Here is a 17,319-nt window from a genome sequence, read left to right on the forward strand (position 1 = left end):
TGGTGCTGGTGCCGTTGTACGCGGGGGCGGACCGGGCTCTCGCACGGACCCTGGGAGCGGTCGGCCACCGGGAGTGGACGATCTACGTCCGGGTCCCGACGGCGTTCTCCGGTCTGCTGCTCCTGGTGTGGTTCCCGCTGATCAGCGGGCAGGTCGCGGACCACTACAGGTCCGCCACCGCCCTGTCCGGGGAGGGGTTCCTGTCCCGCTGGCTGTTGGTCACGGCCGTGCTGTTCGGGGGCTCGGCCGCGCTGCTCGTACTGCGATTGCGCAGGGCGAGGAAGGAGCGGCCGCCGGCCGCCCACTGACCGTCGGGACGCCATCCGGCCGCGCGGGCGTACCGCAGCAGGGCCGGGGTGCCCAGGCGTGCCCAGGGGAAGGGCGTACCGGTGGCGCCGCGCCCGTCGGCGACGCGTACCTGCACCTGTTCGTCGACGTCGACCACGGCAGTCTCGGCGATCAACATGCCGCCGGGGGCGAGGAGTTGGGACATCCGGTGGAGCAGGGCGCGGGGGTCGCCGCCGATGCCGATGTTGCCGTCGAGGAGGAGGGCGGTGTCCCAGCGGCCCTCACCGGGGACGGGATCGAAGACGGACCTGCGCAGCGCCTGCCCGCCCAGCCGCACGGTGTGCGCGACGGCGGCCTCGCTGACGTCGATGCCGAGCACCCGCCGCCCCTGCGCGGCGAGCGCCGCCACGAGCCGCCCGGGCCCGCATCCCACGTCGAGCACGGCCCCCTGGGACCGCCGCAGCACCTCATGGTCCGCGGCATCGGCCGCGGCGCACCACCGCTCTACCTCCAGAGGCAGCAACCAGCCGTCCGTACGGCGGAGATAGAGGGGACCGCGGCCGGTGCGCAGCGCGTCGGTGTAGGGGTCGGCGGACCAGGGGCGTGGGGGCGCCACCTCGTGCTCCGTACTCACCCGGCGACTCCCGTTCTCAGCCGCGCCAGCTTTCTGGCGAACCGCCCGTCGGGTGCCGAGGCGGCGACCAGTTCGGCGTCGTACGCCGTGTCGACGTCGCGCAGCGCGGGCAGATCGCGCACCCGCAGCCCCCCGGCGCTCAGCCGCATCCGCTGTACGGCGCCGGTGGTGGGCGTCGACATCGGTACGCCGCGCAGGAGTCCGGGGTCGGGGTCGGCGAGGCCCAGTGCCCAGAAGCCGCCGTCCTCCGCCGGGCCGAAGTACGCGTCGCAGTCGGCGAAGTCGACGGTGAGGAGTTCGGGCGTCACCTGGGGTGTGTCCATGCCGATGAGCAGCGCGGGCCCGTCGCAGCCCGCGAAGGCGGCGGCCAGCCGTTCGTCCAGCCCGCCGCCGCACTGGGGTACGACGTCGAAGCCCGGTGGCAGCCAGGGGCCCGGCGTTCCGTCGAGCACCAGGACCCGCCGCCGCGCGGGCGTCGCCAGCATCACGTGCAGGGTGTCGACGAGCGACGCCTCGGCGAGCGCGGCGGCCTCCACGGGGGTGAACGGCGGAGTGAGCCGGGTCTTCACCCGTCCCGGTCGCGGCTCCTTGGCGATGAGAAGAAGTGTGGTCACCGGGAGTTCGCTCCCAGGGACGCGGAGGAGGAGCCGACGGCCGGAAGGTTCCGGGGTGCCGGCGGTTCGGCCAGGACGCGGCGCATGTCCCGTACCGCCTGCCAGGTGCCGCGCCAGGTCCCGGTGACCTTGGAGGCGCCGGTCCGCGGCAGATACGGCACGTCGTGCTCGGCGACGCGCAGACCGGCGTCGGCGGCGCGGACGACCATCTGGAGCGGGTAGCCGCTGCGCCGGTCCGTGAGGCCGAGGGCGAGCAACTCCTCGCGGCGGGCGGCACGGAGCGGGCCGAGGTCGTGCAGGCGCAGTCCGGTGCGGCGGCGCAGCATCCGGGCGAGCGCGAGATTGCCGGCCCGGGCGTGTGCGGGCCAGGCGCCTCGCCCCTGCGGGCGGCGCCGCCCGAGCACGAGGTCGGCCTCGCCGTCGCGCACCTCGCGGACGAAGGGCACCAGAAGGGACGGGTCGAGCGAGGCGTCGCAGTCGCAGAAGCAGACGATGTCCGCGGTGGCGGCCAGCAGTCCGGCGTGGCAGGCGGCGCCGAATCCGCGGCGTGTCTCGCGTACGACGGTGGCGCCGAGAGCGGCGGCCAACTCCGCCGAACCGTCCGTGGATCCGTTGTCGACGACCAGCGCGCGCCAGCCGGCCGGGATACGGGCGAGGACCCAGGGCAGGGCCCCGGCCTCGTTCAGACAGGGGAGGACCACGTCGACAGACGCCGTGTCAGGTTCCGTTGCGGGAGAGGTCGTCACGGCTTTCACCCTACGGTTGCGAATGGGACGTATCGGACTTCCGCTCCTTACGAAACGCGGACGTCGGGGGCCGGCGCCCGGCGGGACGCCGGGGCCGCCCGCGGCGGCTACTGCTCCCCCCGCAGCTTCGCCGTCGCGAACTCCCGCATCCCCTCCGGGAATCCGACCTCGGCCTTCCAGCCCAGTTCGGCCCGCAGCCGCGACGAGTCCGCCGTGATGTGCCGTACGTCCCCCAGCCGGTACTCCCCGGTCACCACGGGTTCGGGCCCGCCGTACGCGGCGGCCAGCGCGCGCGCCATCTCGCCGACCGTGTGCGGGTCACCGCTGCCGGTGTTGTACGCGACCAGCGCCCCCTCCTGGGACTCGGCCTCCAGTGCCGCCACGTTGGCGCTCGCCACATCCCGTACATGCACGAAGTCCCGCCGCTGGCCGCCGTCCTCGAAGACGCGGGGCGCCTCACCGCGGGCGAGCGCGGACCGGAAGAAGGAGGCGACTCCCGCGTACGGGGTGTCGCGCGGCATCCTCGGGCCGTACACGTTGTGGTAGCGCAGCGACACGGCCGAACCGCCCGCGGAGCGCGCCCAGGCGGCCGCCAGATGTTCCTGGGTGAGCTTGGTCGTCGCGTACACGTTCCGGGGGTCGACCGGAGCGTCCTCACCCACCAGCCCCGGCGCCAACTCCTCGTCGCAGCGCGGGCACCGGGGTTCGAAACGCCCGGCCTCCAGATCGGCCACGGCCCGGGGTCCCGGGCGCACCGGTCCATGCCACTCGCACGCGTACGAACCCTCGCCGTACACGACCATCGACCCGGCGAGCACGAGTCGGCGTACCCCCGCGTCGGCCATCGCGGAGAGCAGCACCGCCGTACCCAGGTCGTTGTGCGAGACGTAGTCGGCGGCGTCACCGAATCCCGTCCCCAGCCCCACCATCGCCGCCTGGTGGCACACGGCGTCCACTCCCGGCAGCGCCGACGCGACCGCCTCGGTGTCGCGTACGTCCGGGCCGTCGCTCAGGTCGAACACGACCGCTTCATGTCCCCGTGCGGTCAGAGCTTCGACGACATGGGACCCGATGAACCCGGCACCGCCGGTGACCAGTACTCGCATGGACCAGACGCTAGAACCGCGAACCCGCCGAGCGGCAGCACCACGCCCGCCATGTCACCGGTCCGTAAGACCTGCTCAGGACGTCGGCAGCGCTGTCGGGAATCCTGGTGGAAGTGCGCGCCGCCGTGATGGTGTGTCAGACCACGGCGAGCCGGTCCACCAGCAACTCCACCCTCGACTCGGCGTCCTCCGGCGGCAGCCGTCCCGCCCGGGTCAGGGTGGCCAGCCCGTGCAGGGCCGCCCAGAACACCTCGGTGAACAGTCCGGGGTGGACGCCGTCGCCGGCGACCTCGCCGAGGCTTTCCAGCAGGGCGGCGAAGGCGTCCTTCAGGGGCTCGGGGGTGTCCTCGTGCGCGAAGGCCAGGCCGCCGTCGAGCTGGAACATGGCGTCGTAGACCGCCGGGTTGCGCGCGGCGAAGTCGAGATAGGCGCGGGCGAGGGCGGTGACCCGGGGGCGAGGTCCGTCCGCGGCGGCGGTCGCGGTCCGCAGTGCTACGGCCATCTCGGCCGCGCCGTCGAGGGCGACGGCGCCGATGATCTCGCGCTTGCCGCGGAAGTGGCTGTAGAGGACGGGCTGGCTGTATTCGATGCGCTCGGCGAGCCGGCGGGTGGTGACCGCGTCCCAGCCCTGCTGCTCGGCGAGTTCGCGGGCTGTCGCCACGATGAGGCGCTCGCGCTCCGCCCGCTCGCGCTGCTTGCGTTCCTGTACCGACATGGTCGTGATCCTAGCACTGCTAGACAATCGAGCGGCAGTAGGTCTAGCGTTGCCTCGTCATCTAGCAGTGCTAGAACTCGGAAGGAGTCATCATGCTCGACGCACTCAAGGTCGTCACCGCCGTGGTCGTCGGAGTGATGGTGGGGGTGGAGTTCTCCGTCGCCTTCGTCATCAACCGGATCCTCGACGCGCTCCCCGGTGACAGTGGCCAACTCGGTCGCGCCCACGGGGGCCGGATGCTCGGCGCGGTGATGCCGGTCTGGTACATCACCTCGCTCGTCCTCGTCGCGGTCTGGGCCGTCGCCGGACGCCACGACCAAGGCACCGGCTCCGTCGTCACCGCCGGCGCGCTGCTGGCCCTCAGCGTGATCATGTCGATCCTGCTGCTCGTCCCGATCAACAACCGGGGCAAGACCTGGACCCCTGACAACCGGCCCGCCGACTGGAAGCAGCAGATGAACCGCTGGGACCGCTTCCACTACGTTCGCGTCGCCGTCATCATCGCCGCCTTCGCCCTGCTGGCCGCCGCCCTCGTCTGATCCCGCGAGCCAGGCAACCCGGAGAAGGCCGCCAGGACGGCGATCCACAGCATCAGGACGAGCCGCCTGCGCCGGAACGAGAACCGGCCCCGGGAAGTGAAAACGGGCGGTGCGAGTAGCACCGGGGTATTACGCCCTCTCCACCCACCAGTCGAGTCGGGCGCCGTGATCCGCCCCACACGGTCCGCGACGGGTGGCGGTTATGGTGATCAGGCGAATCGAACGTGGACAGAACCGGCGGAGGACACCGTGTCGGACGAAGGGCGTCGCATCGCCGGGCGCTACCTGCTGACCGAGCAGATCGGCCGGGGCGGCATGGGCACCGTCTGGCGGGCCGACGACGAGGTGCTCGGCCGCCAGGTCGCGGTCAAACGACTGCACGCACGGCCGGAGTTGTCCGCCGACGAACTCGCCACCCTGTACGAGCGCACCCGCCGCGAGGCCCGCAGCGCCGCCCGGATCGCGCACCCGAACGTGATCGTCGTCCATGACGTCGTGGACGACGGCGGCCGGCCCTGCATCGTCATGGAGTACGTGCCCGGCCCCACCCTCGCCGACCTCCTCAAGGACGGCCGGACCCTCCCGCACCCGGACGCGGCCCGGATCGGCCTGGACATGGTCGCCGCCCTGCGCGCGGCCCACGCCGCCGGTGTGCTGCACCGCGACGTCAAGCCCGGCAACGTCCTGCTCGGCGTCGGCGACCGGACCGTCCTCACCGACTTCGGCATCGCCATGACGGACGGGGCGTCCACGCTCACCAAGACCGGCGAGATGGTCGGCTCCATCCACTACATGGCCCCGGAGCGGATCCGCGGGCTCACCCCCGGCACGGCCTCCGACCTGTGGGCCCTGGGCGCGACCCTCTACCAGGCCGTCGAGGGGCGCCCGCCGTTCCGCCGGGCCACCGCGATGGAGACCGCGTACGCCATCGCCGTCGACCCCCTCGAATCCATGAAGCAGGCCGGAACGCTGGAGCCGCTCATCGAGGCGCTCCTGATCAAGGAGCCCGACGAGCGGCCGACGGCGGAACAGACGGAGCGTGCCCTGCAGACCGCGTGGTGGGGGGATGCGACCACCCAACTGCCCCCGGCCACCCATGACTTGACCACCGTGGCCCCGGAATCGGGACCGGGATCGGGACCGGTAGAGGACACCGGAGGCACCGGCGGCCGTGGGCGTCGCCAGGGCCGTGGCCGGAAGAAGCTCGTCCTCGTCGGGGTGGCCATCGCCGTGGCCGCTGCCGTGACGGCCACGGCGCTCGTGCTCGAATCGACGTCGAAGTCCGCCTCCGGTCAGGCGTCGGACGAGCCCGCCACCGCCTCCGCGTCACCCGTGCCGGAGGGCTATCACCTCGTCCGCGACCGCCAACTCGGCGTCTCCTTCCCGGTGCCGGACGACTGGAAGGCCGGCAAGCGGACGGCGGAGGGTGTCACGTACTCCGACGGGACGGGCCTGGCCGGACTGACCATCGGAGTCGTGGACCCGGCGGGCCCCAACCCGAGCACGCACTTCGCGGACGTCGAGACCAACACCAAGGTCAACTACCCGAGTTACCGCAGGCTCCGCATGCAGCAGACCACCTTCCGCGAACAACCCGCCGCGATCTGGGAGTTCACTTTCCAGGGCAGGGTGCGGATGTTCCGCGCCATCGACCTCGGCTTCGGCAGGGAGGGCGAGCGCGAGTACGACATCTACCTGTCGGCCCCGGACGCGAAGTGGGACACCTACCGTCCCGTCTTCGACAAGGTCAGGGACGGTTTCGTGACGACCTCGTCCTGAGCCGGCGGCTCACCGGAACTCGTGCACGACCTGGATCTCGCCGGCGATGTGGGCGTTGAACTCGTCGAGCTCCTCGGCCGGTACCCACAGCTCCAGGATCGTCCGGCCACCCGCCTGCTGGACGGGATACCGGGCCACGAACTCCGAATCCACCTCGAACCGCGTCACGAAACCGGCGCCGTCGTGCTGGACGTTCCAGTCCCTCGCGATTCTGATCGCGTAGTCCTCGTTGAGGACCGGGTAGAAGATCGGCTGCTCGGGCAGCCGGGGCGGCCAGGCCCGCCAGTCGAGCGCCCGGACGAGGTCCAGCTCCTCGGGCCCGGTGGGGCGCCAGAGGGTGGTCGTCGGTCGCGGGTTCGTCATCGGAGTCGCTCTCTGCGTCGGTGGTCAAGGGATCACAGCGGACGATATGCGCGGCAGAGACGGGACGGCCACGGAGTTTTCGCCCCTCGGCGCCGGTCCGGCACCTCTTGCTGGATGTCAGCCCACCACGGGTCGCTACCGCCCGATCGGCCGCGCGGGTGTTGGGATGGAGGCGGCAGAAAGGGGCCGTGGTGGACGGCGACGGGGTTACCGGGTCGGAGAAGGGCTCGACGGACAGGTTCGCGCTCGCGCAGCGGGCCGTCTCCGCCATCGGGTCGACGCTCGACGAGCGCAGGACGGCGGCGGAGTGCGCGAGGTTCCTCGTGGCGGAGCTGTGCGAGGCCGCGGCCGTGGACCTGTTCGCGCAGGACGAGGCGCGCCCGGCGCCGCACGGCACGCTGCACCCGATGGCGGCCGAGGGCCGCAAGGAACTGCTGGACAGCCTGCGGACCGCGCCACGGGAGGACGTCATGGTCCGGGCCCTGGACACGGGCCACCCCATCACCACATCCTTCACCACCAACGACCACGGCGTACTGGCCGCCCTGTCCGTGCCGTTGACGGCCTGGGGGAAGGCCTACGGCGCGCTCCTCGCCATCCGGGCCGGGCGGACCTTCGGCGACGACGAGGCCGCCGCCGTGCACTACGCGGCCCGGCTCACCGCCGCCCATCTGCACCACGCCGTCGAGCACCACCGGCTGCGCACCACCGCCCTCAACCTGCAACAGGTCCTGCTCACCGAGCCCAGCCGCCCCCACCCCAACGTCGAGATGGCCACCCGTTACCTGCCCGCGGGCAGCGGCACCCTCGTCGGCGGCGACTGGTTCGAGGCCGTACGACTGCACTACGGCCGCACCCTCCTCGTCATCGGCGACGTCATGGGGCACGGCCTGGACGCGGCGGTCGACATGAACGCGTACCGCTCGATGCTGCGCTACGTCGCCTCCACCGACCTCCCGCCCCACCGCATCCTGCGCCAGATGGACACCGCCATGTCCGAGGAGCACAACCGCCGCCCGGCGACCTGTCTGCTCGCCCTGCTCGACCCGGACCGGGGCACGGCCGCGTTCGCCGGCGCGGGCCATCTCCCGCCCGCCGTCTTCCACCGCGACGGCGCCGGGGAACTGATTCCCGTCCCCGTCGGCCCACCCCTCGGCACGGGCTTCGCCGACTACGAGATGACCACGCTCACCCTCACCCCCGAGGACACCCTGGTCATGTACACCGACGGACTGGTCGAGCGGCGCGACGAGGACATCGATGTCTCCCTCGCCCGGCTGGCCCGGCTCCGGCTGCACCCCGGCCAGGGCGTCTCCCGCCTCCTCGACGACATCGTGCTGCGCCTCCATGTGCAGGACGCGGAGGACGACGTGGCGGCGATCGCCGCCCGGCTGCGCCCCAGGAACCCGGTCCAGACGAACGCCTAGGCGCCGACGCAGCCGGCCTCACCGACGGGAAACAATCTCAAGGTTCGGCAACACCTCGGCAACGCAAGGATGTTGCCGGTCACGGCTTGGCCAACCCCTTTCCGCGCGTTGGCCGCAAATTCATCGCACGCCCCTGACACCCCTTGCCGCCACGGGCGGACAGTGATCCGAGGTCTGGTCCACGAGATCCCTCGAAGCACCGTCAAGAAGGGGCAATCATGGCCGAGTTGACACGTCGTAGACTCCTGGGTTCCGCCGCGGGCGCACTGGGCGGCGCCGCGGCGCTCTCGCTCCTCCCGCCGAGCGTCCAGAAAGCCGTCGCCGCCGAGCCGCCGAAGAACGGCTCGCTGCGGGACATCGAACACGTCGTCATGCTGATGCAGGAGAACCGGTCGTTCGACCACTACTTCGGCACCCTGTCCGGCGTTCGCGGCTTCGCCGACCCGCACGCCCGCACACTCGACACCGGGCGCAGCGTCTTCTACCAGCCGGACGCGGTGAACCCGAAGGGCTACCTCCTCCCGTTCCACCTCGACACCCACACCTCCAGCGCCCAGGCGATCCCGTCCACGAGCCACGCCTGGTCGGTGCAGCACCAGGCCTGGAACAACGGCAGGATGGACCAGTGGCTGCCGGCCCACCGTGCGGCCGACGGCGTCAACGGCCCCTACGTGATGGGCTATTACACACGCGAGGACATCCCGTTCCAGTTCGCGCTCGCCGAGACGTTCACCATCTGCGACAACTACTTCTGCTCGGTGTTCGGGCCGACCTGGCCCAACCGGCTGATGTGGATGACCGGTTCGATCGACCCCGGCGGCACCCAGGGCGGCCCGATCATCAGCAACGTCGCGCCGACGCCGTACCGCTGGACGACGTACGCGGAACGCCTCCAGAACGCCGGCGTGAGCTGGAAGGTGTACCAGGAGGAGGACGACTACGGCACCAACATGCTGGAGCAGTTCGCCTCGTTCAAGAACGCCCAGCCCGGCTCCGACCTCTATGAGCGGGGTGTACGTCCGCAGCCGCACGGCACGTTCGAGGACGACGCCCGCAACGACCGGCTGCCGACGGTGTCGTGGATCTGCCCCACGAGCTACCAGTCGGAGCACCCGGACTACCTCCCGGCCGCCGGTGCCGACTACGTGGCCTCGAAGATCGAGGCGATAGCCTCGAACCCGAAGGTGTGGGCCAAGACCGCCTTCATCCTCAACTACGACGAGAACGACGGCCTGTTCGACCACGTCGTACCGCCGACCCCGCCCGCGGGCACCAAGGACGAGTTCATCCAGGGGCTGCCGATCGGTGGCGGCTTCCGGGTGCCCGCCATCATCATCTCGCCCTGGACCGTGGGTGGTTGGGTCGCCTCGGAGGCCTTCGACCACACCTCGGCGCTGCAGTTCCTGGAGCGGTTCACCGGGGTCGAGGAGCCGAACGTCACCGACTGGCGGCGGGAGACCTTCGGCGACTTCACCACCGCGTTCCGCTTCCGTGACGCCCGCCCGCGCCCGCCCCGGCTGCCGCACGACACGGCGGAGCAGTTGGAGAAGGCGCAGGAGGAAGTTGCGACGCTGCCCAAGCCCACCCTGCCGGGCGCGGACCAGACGTTCCCCCACCAGGAGCGGGGCCGACGCCCGCAGGTCTGACCGGACCACGGCGACGGGCGGCCCTGACCGAGGTCATCCGGCCGGGGCTCGTCAGGCAGTCCGAAGGGCCGCCCGCGTCACCGACAGCGCCCGCTCGGCATAGCCGCGCCCGAACAGCACCACATGCACCAGCAGCGGAAACAGCTGGTGCAGCCCGACGCGGTCGGCCCAGCCGGGGGCGAGCGGCGCTACCCGCTGATAGCCCTCCAGCACCTCGGACAGGTGCGGGCAGCCGAAGAGGTGGAGCATGGCCAGATCGGTCTCCCGGTGTCCGCCGTGCGCGGCCGGGTCGATCAGCCACACGTTCCCGTCGGCGCCCCACAGCACATTGCCGTTCCACAGATCACCGTGCAGCCGCGCGGGCGGCTCGGCGGGACCGGCCAGCTCGGGCAGTCGCTCGCAGACCCGCTCCACCGCCGTAGCCTCGTCCGCGCGCAGGGTGTGCGCGTCGACCGCGCGGCGCAGATAGGGCAACACCCGTTGTTCCGCATACCAGTTGGGCCAGTCGGTGCCCGGCACATCGCGCATCGGAGCGAGCCCGATGTACGCGTCCGTGGGGCCGCCGGGCGGCGGCGCGCCGAACGCGGACGCACCGGAGGCGTGCAGCGCGGCCAGGTCACGGCCGAACCGGAGCGCCGCTCGCGCGCTCGGCGGCCCGGTGCGCACACAGTCGGTGACCAGCCAGCGTTCGTCCAGCCCGCGCACGGCGGGCACCCGGACGGTACCTGCGTCGGCCAGCCAGCGCAGCCCCGCCGCCTCGGCCCGCACCGCGCCCGGTGCCTCGTCGCCCTTGACCACCACCAACTGCCCGCCGTCCAGCGTGACTTCGGTGACCGCCCCGGACACGGCACGCTCACCGGACACCGCGCACCCGGTGAGCCGGGCCGCCGCCGCACCCGGAGTCTCGCTCTCGATCACGACGACAGCCTACGACCGGTCAACCGGCCTCCGCCCGAGCGCCCTCGCACAGGCCGGACTCGCGCAGCACCCGCCCGACCGTCCCCTCCAGCGGGCTCGTCGCCGGGACCACCGTCTCGACGCCACCGGGCAGCACGTCCAACGGCCGGTACCACTCCCGGAGTTGGTGCTCGGAGACCTCGTCGGCGATGGGCTTCGTGGCGTGCCGGGCCAGGGTCTCCTCGAAGGACACGTCGAGGTAGTAGCAGTGGGTGCGGCCCGGGTGGTCGGCGAGCAGCCCGGCCAGCATCTCGCCGTAGTGGGCGGTGTACAGGATGCCTTCGAGCACGGTGTGGAACCCGTGCGCCAGGGCGTGCCGCACGGTCAGGTCGATCAGACCGATGTTCGCGCCGCCGGGGAGGTCACGCTCGCGCAGCACCTCGCGACGCAGGGTGTCCTGACGCACCAGGGCGATACCGCGGCCGTACCGCTCACGCAGACCGGTGGCCACCGAACTCTTGCCGGAGGCGCTGTTTCCGCGCAGCAGGATCAGCCGGGTGGGGGAGGAGGAGGGCGTTGTCACCGAGGCACCCTATCCACCGTGTGTCACCGAGTGACTGGGTGAACACAAAGTGCCCCTGGGGGCTGCCCGGTCTGCCTATATGGTGGGAAAATGGTGTGATAGCGGCGATTGGTGGCAGGGCCATGACCGACGCGACGATCGACTACGGCGCGGTGTTCCAGGGGCTGCCCGGCATGGTGGCGCTGCTGACTCCCGACCTGGTGTACGCCGACGCCAACGAGGAGTTCCTGCGCATGTCCGGCCGTACCCGCGAGCAGGTGGTCGGCCGCTTCCTCTTCGACGTCTTCCCCGACAACCCGAACGACCCCGCCGCCACCGGCATGCGCAACCTGGAGATCTCGCTGCGGCGCGTAGTAGCCACGGGCGAACGCGACGCCATGGCCCTCCAGCGCTACGACGTCGAGTCGACCCAGCGCCCCGGGCAGTGGGAGGAGCGCTACTGGAGCCCGGTCAACGCGCCCGTGCTCGACGAGGGCGGCAAGGTGGTGCTCCTCGTCCACCGCGTCGAGGAGGTCACCGAACTGATCCGCGCCCGCGGCAGCTCCGGCGGCAGCCGCACCCGCGTCCTGGAGGCCGAGCTGTACACCCGCGCCCGCGAACTGCAGGAAGTCAACGAACGCCTGCGCAGCGCCCACGCCCGCGAACGCGAGGTCGCCCTGGCCCTCCAGGAGGCGATGCTGCCCACCCGCCGCCAGAGCGTGAGCCACCAGATCGCCGTGCGCTACCGGCCCGCGGTCGGCTCCCTGAACGTCTGCGGGGACTGGTACGACGTGGTCGGCCTGGTCGGCGGCGACCGTATCGGCGTCTCCGTCGGGGACGTCGTCGGCCACGGCCTCGCCGCCGCCGGCGTCATGGGCCAACTGCGCAGCGCGCTGAGCGCCACCTCCCGGGTCGCGGACGGCCCCGCCCAGGCCCTGGACGTCCTGGGCCGCTACGCCCATGTCGTGGACGGCGCCGAATCCGCCACCGTGGTCACCACCTTCGTCGACTTCGACCAGCACACCATCACCTACAGCAGCGCCGGCCACCCGCCACCCGTCCTGGTCCATCCCGACGGCCGCGTCGAGTTCCTGGACCGCGCCACCGACCCGCCGCTCGACGCCCGCCCCGCCCCGATGCCCAGACCGCAGGCCGGCACCACGTTCTCCCGCGGCTCCACCCTGGTCCTCTACACCGACGGCCTGATCGAACGCCGCCGCGAGGACATCGACAGGGGCCTGGCCCGCCTCGCCGACTCCCTGGTCCGCCACCAGAACGCCGACCCCGAAGCCCTCGCCGACGCCGTACTCCTCGAACTGCTGCCGCGCGGCGGCGCCACCGACGACACCGCCCTGATCATCGTGCGGCTCTGACAGGTCAGACCACGATGCAGGTCATCGCCGCCCACAGCAGCGGCGAGTGTTCGATACGGCCGCCCGCGCGCCACCGGTCGAGCTGCTCACGCTGCCAGCCGCCAAGACTCCGCACGGGATCGGGGTCCTCGTGCGCCGTGTCGACGGCGACGACAGCCTCCGTCAACGGGCGTACGGAGTCCGGCAGTCGGGCCAGTCGGTGGAAGGCGAAACCGGTCGGCAGCACCCAGCGGGTCGCGGTGACCAGCTCGGCACCGTTGTGGAGCATCGCCGTCGCCAGACCGAACGACTCGGCGAACCGCAGATCGCCGCCGCTCTCACAGCCGATCAGGGCGACCCGGGCCGGCGCGGGCCAGATCCGAGCGCCGGGTTCGCCGTCCGCGCGCAGCGGGAGCGAACCCAGCAGGAGATCCTTGGCCGACAGCGGCCGATGGCTGCGCAACGGTTCCGCCAGCCCTACGGTTTCCGCCGCGCAGCTCAGGTGCAGGGTGCCGTCCTCGCTCTGGCCGCCCTCGACCGGCGCACCGCTCACATGGCCGACGTACATCAGTCTGCGGGCGCCCTTGCGGAGCACCCCGCTCAGCCAGTCCCGGTCCAGGTCCGTACGGCGGAAGGCCTCCGCGGGGGTGGCGACGGACGGTACGACGGCGCCCGCGTCGAGGCGACGCCGGACCAAGGACAGCAGTTCCGGGTCGGAGCCGGGCGGTCCCAGGACCGAGCCGAGCGGGGAGTCGGATCGGAATCCGGGGATGCGGGGGTCGAGGACGAGAACGACGGGGTCGGTATCCGTCGACCGGTTCTTCGGGGCCGCCGGATCGCGTGGGCGCAATGACGCCGGTGCGGTGGTCACGACGTCCGCCAGTTCGATGAGCCGCACATCGTCGTCGTCGACCGCGAGGAGTTCCCAGGGCACCTGGGCGACCCGGGGCGACGGCTGGATCCGGATCAGCGGCCGGCCCGCCCGCTCCGACACCTGCCGTATCTGCGCCGTCAGCCCCTCCGGCCACAACGCCTCGGCCAGCAGCCGCGCAAGCCGACGCTCGCTCTCCGGCTGGGCCAGCGCGCCGGCCCCGAACGCCCGCCGCATCCCTTCCCCGCCGTCGCCCGCCCCCGGCAACGCGTCGGCCAACGCCCGTACGGCCTGGTCGACTTCGGCCCCGGGTCCCTGACCGGTGCCGAAGCCCCGAGCCCCGCCCGCCCACGTCCAGGTCATGAACAGATCGCCGGCATCGGCCAACCGGATCTGCACGACCGGGCGGCTCGTCAGGTCGTCGGTGATCCAGAAGGGCACCTCCTCCTCGGCCACGATCGGCCGGCGATAGCGGAACTCGGCCGCCGCGATGTACTCCTGGAGCGCGACGCGGCCCGGACCCGACTGAGCCGACATCCGCACCTTCGGCGGCGGCGCGACCCGCAGCCCGACCGAGGCGGCGGCCTCCGCCGCCACACCCCCGAGCGTCATCGCGCCCTCGCCGTCCTCGTAGGGCCCGTACGACTTCATGCCCGCGTCCGGGAAGACCGACGTGGACGTGGAGCGTGGCGTACGGTCCAAGGCGAGCGAGGCGCCCGCGCAGCGGTGTTCCGCCAGTTCGAAGAGCAGACCCTGGTCCTGCCGCCGGACAGCGAGCCGGTAAACCAACTGCATGGCCGCATCGGCGAGTTGGAGCCACTGACTGCGCGCGTGGGCGGTGGCGAAGTCGTAGCGGGCCGCCTCCAGGGCCAGTGCGGAGGGCAGGGCGAGCGAGAGCGCGTTGTCGATGGACTCCCGCTCGCGGTCGCCGTGGTCGGTCCGGTTCAGGTTGTCCTCAAGGGTGCGCGCGAGCATGAGGTCGACCTGCGCGCACCGCTCGTACACCTCCCGCTCCTGGTACACGTCACGCGCCTGCTGGGCCAGCCGCTTCATCTCGTCGATCTCGCCCTGCTCATAGGCGTGTTGGGCGCTGAGCAGCATCGTGTCGGCGGCGGCGACCGAGGCGCCGAGCCGCTCGAACCGGGCCAGGCTCGCCGCCAGCAGATCCTCCGCGCCGGCGGCGTCACCGCGCCGCCCGGCGAGAAAGGCCCGGGCCTGCTCACAGACCGCGAGGTCGCCGAACCACCGCTGCCGCTCGAAGAACGCGGACGCCTCCGCGAACAACCGCTCCGCGAGGGCGAGTTCGCCCCGGTGCAGCGCGGCGTGCGCCCGGTGCGCCAGCAGCATCCGCTGCTCACCGGTGTCGCCCGAGGCCCGGAGGCGGTCCTCCGCGCGAGCGAAGTAGTCCTCGGCGGCGTCGAACCGCCCGGTCGAGGAGCAGACAAGACCGAGGGCGACCAGCAGCCGCGGGATGGTCTCCGCCGCCGTCTCCGGTGTGGTGGCCAGCAGCGCCGACGCCTGCTCCTCGGCGGCTCCCCACTCGCCCCGGTCCATCAGCAAGTGCACACGGTTCAGGCCGAGTTCGGAGGTACGCAGACCATCGGGGTCGTTGAACTCGGGCAGCCTGCCCGCCGCCTCGTCCAGACAGGCCAGCGCCTCGTCCGGATGCCCGGTCCGGCGCAGCAGGTCGGCCCTGGCGAGCAGCGCTCGCAGCAGCATCTCCAGCCACAGTTGGCGCCCACGCGGCCCCATCGGCTCCGCCGCGATGCCGTCGAGCAGGGCACGGGACCGCCTGTTGGCGTCCTTGGCCGCGACCAGGTCCGTGGCGACGAGCTGGACACTCGCGATGTTGGCCAGCAGATGCGCGCGCAGGAACCGCACGTCGGGAGAGTCCTCAAGGGACTCGGCGAGGCTGAGCAACTCCTCGTAGACGGCGACCGCGGCCGCGAGATCGGCACCGAGCTGATACTCCTCGGCCCGGGCCAGCCCACTGTCGAAGGGCTCGCCGTAGAGGGGTGTCACCACACCGGTCTCGTTCGGCATCCGTCAGTAGTCCTCATCGGTGGTGGCGGCAGTGATCTCGGTGAGGAGGGGCGTCGAAGTTCCGTCGTGCGGTGCCGAGTTGTGCGGGTACGGCTGTGCCGCTGTCGTGAGCCGTTGTCGGACCAGCGCGCGGACCGCGTCCCGGTCGGCGGAACCTCCGGGACCCGGCCCCGGATCGAAGCCGGGCAGCAGCACGCCGATCTCTGTCCCGGGCTGCGTGTCCCCGGCCGGCAGATTCAGGTCGGCCCGGCCGCTCCACACGTCGTCCCGCCTGGCGAGGGGCACGCGATGGGGGCGGCCGGCCTCGACCCCGACCTCCGCGACGAGAAGCGCGCCGGCGACGGGCGCGGTGAGATGCGCGACGACCTCAACCTCGATCTGGCGTCGCGCGCCCAGTGCGCGGGCGGTCCAGGACACCGCGGTCTCGGAGGCGTCGACGAAGCCGGGTGGGTAGCGGCGCCAGTCGTTGGTCCCCGAGCCCCGCGCGATCACTCGGCCGCCTGCGACGAGCGGGTCGCCTGCGGCGAGGGCGTAGTCGCGGAGTCGTACGAACGGCGACACGGGATCGACCGCGGCGCCGCCGCCCGGACGGGACCGGTCCAGCGCCGACCGGAGACGGCGCAGGGCCTGCCCGTCGAGCCCAGCGCTGTCGGCCGCGCTGTCGACCGATCGCAGGACGCTCTCCAACCGACGTGCCGTGTCCGCCGACGGCGCTGTGGCGTGCCACCACTGGATCAGCGGATCGAGGGCGGCTTCGTGATCCGCGATCAACTCGGCTGCGCAGTCGTCGAGTTGATCGCCCTCGTCGTCGAACAACTGCTGGCACTCATGGGTCAGCGCGGCCAACTCCAGCCCGAGTACGTCCGGTTCGAGCGCGGCGATCCCGTCCAGGTGCGACGCCGGCCACCAGCGCGCCGCCCAGTGCCCGAGGCCGAGCCGGGCGGCACTGCCCGCGAGCGAGGTCCTGTCCGCCGTCACCCGGGCACCGGTTGACTCGCCCACCGCGCAGGCGTACACGGCGGCGGCGACGCGCTCGCCGTAGACCGCCCACAGCCACTGCTGAGCCCGCCCCACATCATGGATCTCCGCCATCGGCGGCTCCGGGTCCCCGAGGACGGGCCAGGTCAGCACTGCTCCTGCGACGTCGACCACCGCCTGGGTGAAGTCCGGGCGGGGGAAAGGGACCGCAGAATCGGCGGCAGCGATCTGGACCGTACCGTCGCCGCCGAGCGCGACGCGGACTTCGGCCGGTCCCGAGGCCATCATGCGCTCCTCTGCTCGGCCGCTTCCGGTACAGCGGTTGGGGCCGCCGCTGACGGTGTGCGCACTGCTGATCGCACTCTGGCTCGGTGGCCCGTCATCACGGAGCGGGTGACCTCGTTGATGACCGCCTGGTCGAAGTGGGGGCGGGGTACGGAGCCCGGGGGATCGGTGGCGGTGGTCCGGATCGTGCCGTCGCCGCCGAGCGCGACGCGGACTTCGGCGGATCCCGAGGCCATCATGCGCTCCTCTGCTCGGCCGCTTCCGGTACAGCGGTTGGGGCGGCTGCTGACGGTGTGCGCACTGCTGATCGCACTCTGGCTTGGTGGCCCGTCATCACGGAGCGGGTGACCTCGTTGATGACCGCCTGGTCGAAGTGGGGGCGGGGTACGGAGCCCGGGGGTTCGGTGGCGGTGGTCCGGATCGTGCCGTCGTTGCCGAGCATGACGTGGCCTTCGGCGGGGCTCACCGCCATCA

At 72.1% G+C, this 17,319-nt stretch carries 16 protein-coding genes; 5 read left to right on the top strand and 11 right to left on the bottom strand.

The window, feature by feature from the left end; all coding sequences use genetic code 11:
* Window positions 1-163: 163 nt before the first annotated feature.
* The 5 genes from AB0M63_RS39395 to AB0M63_RS39415 form a co-directional block, all read right to left on the bottom strand.
* Window positions 164-922 (bottom strand): class I SAM-dependent methyltransferase, encoded by a 759-nt coding sequence (locus tag AB0M63_RS39395; protein ID WP_366022752.1) that lies wholly within the window; start codon window positions 920-922, stop codon window positions 164-166.
* Complete coding sequence (locus tag AB0M63_RS39400) at window positions 919-1,536, bottom strand: DUF2064 domain-containing protein (RefSeq protein ID WP_366022753.1); 618 nt, start codon at window positions 1,534-1,536, stop codon at window positions 919-921. Before AB0M63_RS39400 ends, AB0M63_RS39395 begins: the two co-directional genes overlap by 4 nt.
* Window positions 1,533-2,291 (bottom strand): glycosyltransferase family 2 protein, encoded by a 759-nt coding sequence (locus AB0M63_RS39405; RefSeq protein WP_366022754.1) that lies wholly within the window; start codon window positions 2,289-2,291, stop codon window positions 1,533-1,535. The genes AB0M63_RS39400 and AB0M63_RS39405 overlap by 4 nt, the downstream gene beginning before the upstream one ends.
* Window positions 2,292-2,389: 98 nt before the next feature.
* On the bottom strand, window positions 2,390-3,388 hold the full coding sequence (locus AB0M63_RS39410) for an NAD-dependent epimerase/dehydratase family protein (protein ID WP_366022755.1): 999 nt from the start codon (window positions 3,386-3,388) through the stop codon (window positions 2,390-2,392).
* Window positions 3,389-3,524: 136 nt separating this feature from the next.
* Window positions 3,525-4,103 carry a TetR/AcrR family transcriptional regulator gene (locus AB0M63_RS39415; protein ID WP_366022756.1) on the bottom strand — a complete coding sequence of 193 codons (579 nt, stop codon included), beginning with the start codon at window positions 4,101-4,103 and terminating at the stop codon, window positions 3,525-3,527.
* 92 nt (window positions 4,104-4,195) lie between these two features.
* Here AB0M63_RS39415 and AB0M63_RS39420 point away from each other — a divergent pair, with 92 nt between their 5' ends.
* Both AB0M63_RS39420 and AB0M63_RS39425 read left to right on the top strand, forming a co-directional pair.
* On the top strand, window positions 4,196-4,642 hold the full coding sequence (locus AB0M63_RS39420; RefSeq protein ID WP_366022757.1) for a DUF1772 domain-containing protein: 447 nt from the start codon (window positions 4,196-4,198) through the stop codon (window positions 4,640-4,642).
* Between the two features lie 249 nt (window positions 4,643-4,891).
* Complete coding sequence (locus AB0M63_RS39425; protein WP_366022758.1) at window positions 4,892-6,421, top strand: serine/threonine-protein kinase; 1,530 nt, start codon at window positions 4,892-4,894, stop codon at window positions 6,419-6,421.
* Between the two features lie 9 nt (window positions 6,422-6,430).
* On the opposite strand, the gene AB0M63_RS39430 is transcribed toward AB0M63_RS39425, so the two are convergent.
* Window positions 6,431-6,784 (bottom strand): hypothetical protein, encoded by a 354-nt coding sequence (locus AB0M63_RS39430; RefSeq protein ID WP_366022759.1) that lies wholly within the window; start codon window positions 6,782-6,784, stop codon window positions 6,431-6,433.
* Between the two features lie 188 nt (window positions 6,785-6,972).
* On the opposite strand from AB0M63_RS39430, the gene AB0M63_RS39435 reads away from it, so the two are divergent.
* Both AB0M63_RS39435 and AB0M63_RS39440 read left to right on the top strand, forming a co-directional pair.
* Entirely contained in the window at window positions 6,973-8,211 is a 1,239-nt protein-coding gene (locus AB0M63_RS39435) for a GAF domain-containing SpoIIE family protein phosphatase (protein WP_366022760.1), read from the top strand.
* Between the two features lie 218 nt (window positions 8,212-8,429).
* Window positions 8,430-9,857 (top strand): alkaline phosphatase family protein, encoded by a 1,428-nt coding sequence (locus tag AB0M63_RS39440; RefSeq protein WP_366022761.1) that lies wholly within the window; start codon window positions 8,430-8,432, stop codon window positions 9,855-9,857.
* A gap of 51 nt (window positions 9,858-9,908) precedes the next feature.
* On the opposite strand, the gene AB0M63_RS39445 is transcribed toward AB0M63_RS39440, so the two are convergent.
* Together AB0M63_RS39445 and AB0M63_RS39450 are read right to left on the bottom strand one after the other, a co-directional pair.
* On the bottom strand, window positions 9,909-10,775 hold the full coding sequence (locus AB0M63_RS39445; RefSeq protein ID WP_355913800.1) for a fructosamine kinase family protein: 867 nt from the start codon (window positions 10,773-10,775) through the stop codon (window positions 9,909-9,911).
* A 19-nt stretch (window positions 10,776-10,794) separates the two neighbouring features.
* Window positions 10,795-11,337 (bottom strand): AAA family ATPase, encoded by a 543-nt coding sequence (locus AB0M63_RS39450; RefSeq protein WP_355913797.1) that lies wholly within the window; start codon window positions 11,335-11,337, stop codon window positions 10,795-10,797.
* Window positions 11,338-11,459: 122 nt separating this feature from the next.
* Between AB0M63_RS39450 and AB0M63_RS39455 the strand changes: the two genes are divergently transcribed.
* Window positions 11,460-12,689, top strand: coding sequence for a SpoIIE family protein phosphatase (locus tag AB0M63_RS39455; protein WP_366022762.1), 1,230 nt, complete (start codon window positions 11,460-11,462; stop codon window positions 12,687-12,689).
* A 4-nt stretch (window positions 12,690-12,693) separates the two neighbouring features.
* Here the strand turns inward: AB0M63_RS39455 and AB0M63_RS39460 are convergent, their stop codons facing one another.
* The 3 genes from AB0M63_RS39460 to AB0M63_RS39470 form a co-directional block, all read right to left on the bottom strand.
* Entirely contained in the window at window positions 12,694-15,582 is a 2,889-nt protein-coding gene (locus AB0M63_RS39460) for a hypothetical protein (RefSeq protein WP_366022763.1), read from the bottom strand.
* A gap of 3 nt (window positions 15,583-15,585) precedes the next feature.
* The gene (locus AB0M63_RS39465; protein ID WP_366022764.1) at window positions 15,586-16,845 is read right to left on the bottom strand and encodes a hypothetical protein; all 1,260 of its coding nucleotides are present in this window, start codon (window positions 16,843-16,845) and stop codon (window positions 15,586-15,588) included.
* Between the two features lie 235 nt (window positions 16,846-17,080).
* Window positions 17,081-17,317 carry a hypothetical protein gene (locus AB0M63_RS39470; RefSeq protein WP_366022765.1) on the bottom strand — a complete coding sequence of 79 codons (237 nt, stop codon included), beginning with the start codon at window positions 17,315-17,317 and terminating at the stop codon, window positions 17,081-17,083.
* Window positions 17,318-17,319 lie beyond the last annotated feature (2 nt).

The organism is Streptomyces sp. NPDC051576 (assembly GCF_040681835.1).
GTDB lineage: Bacteria > Actinomycetota > Actinomycetes > Streptomycetales > Streptomycetaceae > Streptomyces.

Excerpts from the sequence above, each read along its gene's own strand:
- AB0M63_RS39415 (WP_366022756.1), bottom strand. The coding sequence starts at position 4,103 with ATGTCGGTACAGGAACGCAAGCAGCGCGAGCGGGCGGAGCGCGAGCGC.
- AB0M63_RS39410 (WP_366022755.1), bottom strand. The coding sequence starts at position 3,388 with ATGCGAGTACTGGTCACCGGCGGTGCCGGGTTCATCGGGTCCCATGTC.
- AB0M63_RS39440 (WP_366022761.1), top strand. The coding sequence starts at position 8,430 with ATGGCCGAGTTGACACGTCGTAGACTCCTGGGTTCCGCCGCGGGCGCA.
- AB0M63_RS39470 (WP_366022765.1), bottom strand. The coding sequence starts at position 17,317 with ATGGCGGTGAGCCCCGCCGAAGGCCACGTCATGCTCGGCAACGACGGC.
- AB0M63_RS39465 (WP_366022764.1), bottom strand. The coding sequence starts at position 16,845 with ATGGCCTCGGGACCGGCCGAAGTCCGCGTCGCGCTCGGCGGCGACGGT.
- AB0M63_RS39455 (WP_366022762.1), top strand. The coding sequence starts at position 11,460 with ATGACCGACGCGACGATCGACTACGGCGCGGTGTTCCAGGGGCTGCCC.
- AB0M63_RS39460 (WP_366022763.1), bottom strand. The coding sequence starts at position 15,582 with ATGCCGAACGAGACCGGTGTGGTGACACCCCTCTACGGCGAGCCCTTC.
- AB0M63_RS39430 (WP_366022759.1), bottom strand. The coding sequence starts at position 6,784 with ATGACGAACCCGCGACCGACGACCACCCTCTGGCGCCCCACCGGGCCC.
- AB0M63_RS39420 (WP_366022757.1), top strand. The coding sequence starts at position 4,196 with ATGCTCGACGCACTCAAGGTCGTCACCGCCGTGGTCGTCGGAGTGATG.